At 69.0% G+C, this 4038-nt stretch carries 4 protein-coding genes and 1 pseudogene; all 5 read right to left on the bottom strand.

Annotation, left to right across the window (positions count from 1 at the left end; translation table 11 throughout):
- Positions 1 to 512: 512 nt before the first annotated feature.
- The 5 genes and pseudogenes from ACFYXM_RS36965 to ACFYXM_RS36945 all read right to left on the bottom strand — a co-directional run bounded on the left by ACFYXM_RS36965 (position 513) and on the right by ACFYXM_RS36945 (position 3508).
- On the bottom strand, positions 513 to 983 hold the full coding sequence (locus tag ACFYXM_RS36965; RefSeq protein ID WP_389296222.1) for a hypothetical protein: 471 nt from the start codon (positions 981 to 983) through the stop codon (positions 513 to 515).
- 86 nt (positions 984 to 1069) lie between these two features.
- Complete coding sequence (locus ACFYXM_RS36960; RefSeq protein WP_389296221.1) at positions 1070 to 1318, bottom strand: hypothetical protein; 249 nt, start codon at positions 1316 to 1318, stop codon at positions 1070 to 1072.
- A gap of 245 nt (positions 1319 to 1563) precedes the next feature.
- A complete protein-coding gene (locus tag ACFYXM_RS36955; protein WP_389296220.1) occupies positions 1564 to 1875 on the bottom strand; it encodes a hypothetical protein in 312 nt (103 codons plus the stop codon).
- An 855-nt stretch (positions 1876 to 2730) separates the two neighbouring features.
- Positions 2731 to 3108, bottom strand: a pseudogene (locus ACFYXM_RS36950) (IS6 family transposase); the annotation flags it as partial.
- Positions 3109 to 3262: 154 nt separating this feature from the next.
- Complete coding sequence (locus tag ACFYXM_RS36945) at positions 3263 to 3508, bottom strand: hypothetical protein (protein WP_389296218.1); 246 nt, start codon at positions 3506 to 3508, stop codon at positions 3263 to 3265.
- Positions 3509 to 4038: the final 530 nt, after the last annotated feature.

Here is a 4038-nt window from a genome sequence, read left to right as displayed (position 1 = left end):
GTTCGCTACTGCGGTGCGGCCGGGCCCGCCGGATGGCGTGCCGCGGTTGCGAAGCCGCCGAGTGATCATCGCACCGGAGCAACTACGCGAGCACCGTGCCGTCAAATCTCAAGGTTCTGGCTCACATTCCGTGGAGCATGCACGCTGAGTGACGGTTGTCGAGCGGGCAGGGCCTCGGCAAGCTGCCTGTGCCGCTGCTCCGATCGAGCAGATCCGTGCGCGGGGCCGCCGCCAGGCTGCGGCCCCGCGCAGCGAGCCCGGTCCCCGGGCCGGACCCACCGTGACTTCACCGCATCCGCATTGAGGGTGCCGACGGGGCCGGTATCACCACCGCCACCGGCTCGTGCCCCATGACCTGAGCCGGTGAAGAGCCGTCTGGTGGTGTGCTCCGACGGCCCTTCACCGGCTCCGTGCGTCCGGGCGGAGTACCTCCGGCCCGCACTCTGCCCGGGCCGGGGCCGCCGCTGACCTTCTGGGGCGCCCGTCGGGCGCAGCTGTGCCGTGGCTGCGGATCAGTCCTCGTCGGGTTCGCCGAGGGTCCAGCCGCTGACCGCGGAGATCGGGCCGCGCCAGGCTGGCAGGGCGTAGCTGGTTCGTCCGGAGCGGTATGTCACGTCCCGCAGGTGAAGGAAGCGGTTATCGATCTCGCGGGGGCGTCGGCGTTTCTCGGCGGCCTCGTCCAGGTGCCCGATCGCGTGGCGTACGACCCGGCGCAGGATGTCGTCGTGGTCGCCGAGCTGACGCAGGTGCAGACGTTCCCAGGTGTCGGTGGAGACCAGCGTCCCGGTCACCAGCGCGCCGCCCAGGGCCAGGATCACCACAATGTCCCGAGCCTCGATGTCCTCGTGCTCCGCGCCCAGGCGCAGCATCTCCAGGTACGGGTCGAGCCGGGCCTCCGGCTGGAGCAGCATCCTCAAGGCCGGCTGGACCGCATCTCCCCACGACAACGCGCTGCCCCCCGGCTTGCTGAACACCTTGGCCAAGTACGTCCTGCCCGTGCCCAGGTGATGCGCGGGCCAGCTGATTTGAGGGTGGCAGAGGCGGTCAGGTCGGCGAAGTGCCAGGGCACTCAGCTCTTCTTCTGGGCAAGGGAGGTGATGCCGAGCGGAGGTGAGGGAGCGGGCGCGAAGGGCTGCGTCGCGGGCCCGGCGGGAGGCGGTGCGGCCCGGTCTTCTTGGCGACGAGCCGCGACTCCCGGCAGGCCGGGGAACGTCCGCCCCGAGCGCGTACCGCCCGGCTGCCCGTGGCCGTGCCGTTCGTTGTTGCCCTTGGTGATACCGAATTCGACCACGTTGCCGTTCCGCAGCCCCTGCCCCACGACAAGATGTGTAGGACCCGTGATATCACCGCCCCGGTGGCGTCGTCGTCCAGCGGGCGGGCGGCGAGCTCGGGCAGCCGGTCCGTCCACAGCGCGGCCGAAGCCTTCGCAGTCCGGGCGGCGGCCTGCTCGCGCAGCTGCTCCAGCCTCGTGGCCAGCAGGTGCTCGGCGGTGCGCTCCCGGGCCGCGGTGGCGGCCTTCGTCGCGGCGGCGATGGCGTCCGCACCGTTCGGGTTGTGCTGGAATCAGCGGCGCCCCTGCTCGGTCTTGTACGCGCGCCGGGCCTCCGCCTCGGCTTCCTCGGTCCGTCCGAGGGCGCTGCTGCGGTACTCCGGCAGTGCCTGCTCCACGGCCTGGAGGGCGGTGAAGGCGACCGCTGACGCCGCGGCGACCGGCTCTGCCTCCAGCTCGCCCGGCCGCATCAGCCCCAGGAACTGCTGGGTGGCCGCCTCGATGCAGGAGCTCAGGTGCGCTCGTACGTCTGCGGTGACGGCGGTGACGTCGGCCGGGTCGGTCAGGTCGGCCGACCAGGTCGCGGCGACCAGTCCGGCCTCCACGGTCACCGCCTCGGTCCGGCGCCGGTAGCCGCACGCCTCGCACAGCCCGCCGGCCTGCTGGAGCCCGCAGTCCTCGCGACCGGTACCTACCGTTTACAGACCGACGGTCGCTACCACGCGCCTGGCTGGGCACGCGCCCAGCGTCCCGCCGCCATCATGGACGACGGGCGGATCTGCCCGCCGGCAGTACGCGGACAGATAGCCATGTTTCCCGCGCCCTACCGACTGCTGGAGCACCACGCCGTCTTGCTCCGCGGTCGGCTCCAGGGTGATCTCAAACGGCTGAAACCGCTGGTCAACGAAGTACGGGCCGAGCACCGCCTGAGTCGCACCTGGCGCGTCAGTGCCGTGGACGCCTTGGCCCTTGTGCTGGCGGCCCGCGACGCCGCAGGCCAAGACCTGGTTGACGCCGCCATCCTTGACGCCCTGCCTCACCGGCCCTCCGGAGTCACTGCAGTCTTGAACAAGGCCGGGTTGCTGGCCCCTGGTCTCGACCATGGGGTGGCCGTGCTGCCGCACGCCCAGCGGGCCCGGCCCCAACCTCAGCCACGAAGCTGCGATCACTGCCTTTCGTGGGGCCGAAACCAACTGTGCGACGCCTGTAGGCACTGGCGTCGCAAATACGCTGACCAGCAGGGATGTTGCGGACGGTGTGGTGCCGGGCCGCTTCCTCTGCAGAACGGTCGATGCCGCGACTGCACGAGCCTTCGCCTGCGGCTGGGACCCGGCACCGAGGCCAGCACCTGGCGACAGCTGCGGTTCGCCGGGCCGTCCCTCCCGGCGGGCGTCAGCGCAAGTCGCTCCGAAGTCCACCGAGCAGGTCGACTGGTGCTCGGCCCATCGGTCGTGCAACACGCGGGCCAGTTGACGCAGGAAACGCCTGGCCGCGGCCTTGTCCCGGCGGCTCTGAACGAGGATGTCCAAGACGCTGCCGTCCTGGTCGACGGCCCGCCACAGGTACTTCTGCTCCCCGTTGGTCTTGACGAACACCTCGTCCAGGTGCCATTTGTCGCCGGGCCGGGGCCGGCGGCGGCGCAGACCGTCGGCGTAGGCCTGCCCGAACTTGGCGCACCAGCGGCGGAAGGTCTCGTGGGAGACGATCACGCCGCGCTGGAGCATAAACTCCTCGACCTCGCGGAAACTGAGCGGGAAGCGAAAGTACAGCCACACACAGTGCGAAATCACCTCCACTGGGTACCGATGCCCCTTGTACGACGGGGACGCGCTCCCCACGAACAGCCCCCTCCACCATGATCAACCCGAAGATCATCCCACCCCGCCAGCCAACGTGACAGAGCCCCAGTGAGGGTTGTGTCCAGGCACCGGTTCCCCGAACTGCGGCAGTGCCGCCGCCCTCCCGGGGCGGCGGCACGGACGAGTGCGCCGGTCAGCGCGTGATGTACAGGTCCCAGTCCCAGAGCGACTCCTGGCAGGTGTAGAGGCGCCACATGCCCTGCGCTTGCCCCTGGCGGCCGACCTTCTCGCACTCCGCCTTGGTCCAGAAGTCGTCGTAGAACACCATGCCCTGCGCGGAAGCCTGGGCGGGCTCGGCCGCCTGTGCAGGTGCCGCCAGAATTCCCAGCCCCAGAACGGCGCCGGCACCCAGACCCGCAAGAACACGATGAATGCGCATGGATTCCCCCCATTGATCGCTGTTTTGCCTCGATGGCAGGTCGGCTTCGCAGCCGACTAGCAAGCTAGCCCGGGCTCGTACTCCCGTCACGCTTGGAACCCTTGGGGGGAAATACTCCAGCCTTTTCTTGATCTCCACACTTCAACATGTGTGTCCTCTTTGCCTTACCTCTTTCAGGGCAGGCGAAGAGAGGGCGGGCGGGCCGTCGCGGCCGGGCGGCGTCTGTTTAAAAGCGATTTTCGGGTGCGATCTGGGTGGACTGATCGCATATACGAATCTTCTACATGAAACCGGCTGTTATCCAAGACGGCCTTCATGATCCCAGACAGAGCGATCAAGCGGAACAGGGCTGAAAACAAACCTGAAGGGGCAAAGGAGCGTCGAACGGCGCGCCCAGGCGTATTTGATCAGAAACTCATGGGGTTCCCTCGTCGAGGCGCTGTCGCGTTGGCTGGCCCGTGGGATGATCTTCGGGTCGATCACGTTGGGGAGCCGTCCGTGGTGGGTGCACCGCCGTCGTACAAGGGGCA

The sequence above is a fragment of the Streptomyces sp. NPDC002476 genome (assembly GCF_042889785.1).
Classification (GTDB): domain Bacteria; phylum Actinomycetota; class Actinomycetes; order Streptomycetales; family Streptomycetaceae; genus Streptomyces.
This window is presented reverse-complemented; position numbering and strand designations above follow the sequence as displayed.